Genomic DNA, 1,592 nt, shown 5'->3' on the forward strand with positions numbered 1-1,592 from the left:
CTCAGCTGCGCATGGATCGGGTTGCTTTTCCTTTCTGTTTTGCCATCAATCAATAAACTATCCATTTGTTTAGTGGATTGAAGGCCATACTTATTCTCCATTTTTCTGGAAAAATGGCCCATATCTAAAAAATCATAACTGGTTGAAACAGTATTCTTTCCCAGCTCATTTATCTTGTTTGCTATAATATGTATGTGCTCGTGTTCTTTGTCAACATGTTTATAAGAAACAAGTCCATTCTCTTTTAAGCCAAATTCCTTTGCGTAATCTTTCACAATATTTTGCAAAACTTCATTGGATGGGCTTTCACCTGGCGGGAAAGAAAAGCTAACATGCGCAACAGGGCTTTTTGTCCTGGTGTTCTGGTCTGCCACAGCATGAAGTTCATCAGCGATGTAACTTAGGTCTATGTCTGGACCATACAATTCTAATGCGGTGATGTTTTGAAAATAAACCAGCTCACCCCTGATTTTTAAATCCCCGTTTTCATCAACGCTGCTTCGATCATACTTACAGTATATCATAGCGTTTAGAAAGTCACCACCAGATTTACCAATATTTCCAATCATTTTAAATCACTGGTAACATTATACATATCAGTAAATGAGTGAAGCTTTTCCCTGATTTTTTGTAGCAGTAGATCAATTTCGGCCACCGGCTCTAAGTCTCTGTCTAGCTTATTGACCAATTTTTCAATTTTGATAAATAAGGAAGCAATACTGGCAATCAGACTTTGGCTTAGAACCATTTCATTGATCGAAAAATCTGCCCTTTGAACCATGCGTTTTAGACCAGCCGCCATGTTTCGAAACTCATCCGAAATTACGGTGTCGGCAGATGTATTTTTTGCAAGCAAAAGCACACTTCCTGCCATACGAAGAATGTTGGTCATTTCAGCTTTGACATCCTCCGGAATTGGCCGGCGCAATATCTTAGATTCTCGGTTAAGCAGTTTCTCTCTGCAAAAAACAGTGAAGTCAACCATGGATCCTTCCTGCTCAGCTTTCAACTTAGTGATCTCATCAGGCGTTAGCATCAGGGTCACTTTTACTCTCACCTGGTTTGCGGCGAGCTTAGGTCTCCCCGCTTTTTTAGCTCTTTCTTTCTTTTCCATTTTTCTACAATGAGCCGGAGGGCGAATTGACTCCCAGGGGGCAAGCGGTTTTCGGAGGGTAAAATAAACGAAGTAATATTTTAACCGGGTGAAAACATAGCTTGCTATTACGACTCTAAAAAGTTTAAGCAAAAGTACCTTAAAAAAGGTCTTCGATTAACACCTCTTGTAATAAAATATCCTTCTTCTGATAGAATGTGACTCAAAAAATTGTACAAAAATAAGTAATGAAGCTCGGCAGGTTGATCAAACCCCTTTTCGCATAATAAACAATGATATATGCCGGTACTTTACGAGTATTATGCGTGTACTATAATTTAAGAAGAAGAAAAATTACTCACAATATTCTTCAAAATGCGTAGATGCATGTACTATACATGTACCATGCATGTACCATGCGTGCACTTTAAATTAACACAATGACCTCCTTGCATTATTTCAATAATCATCGAAACAAAAATATTTGTTTTTATAAATT

General features: G+C 38.1%; 2 protein-coding genes. Both read right to left on the reverse strand.

Annotated features, from left to right (window positions below; translation table 11 throughout):
• On the reverse strand, positions 1-569 hold a 569-nt coding region (locus ACTIE6_RS23725; protein ID WP_439558989.1), incomplete at its 3' end, for a relaxase/mobilization nuclease domain-containing protein.
• On the reverse strand, positions 566-1,114 hold the full coding sequence (locus tag ACTIE6_RS23730) for a hypothetical protein (RefSeq protein ID WP_439558990.1): 549 nt from the start codon (positions 1,112-1,114) through the stop codon (positions 566-568). The genes ACTIE6_RS23725 and ACTIE6_RS23730, both read right to left, overlap by 4 nt.
• Positions 1,115-1,592 lie beyond the last annotated feature (478 nt).

This window comes from Dyadobacter sp. (assembly GCF_051859145.1).
Lineage (GTDB): Bacteria > Bacteroidota > Bacteroidia > Cytophagales > Spirosomataceae > Dyadobacter.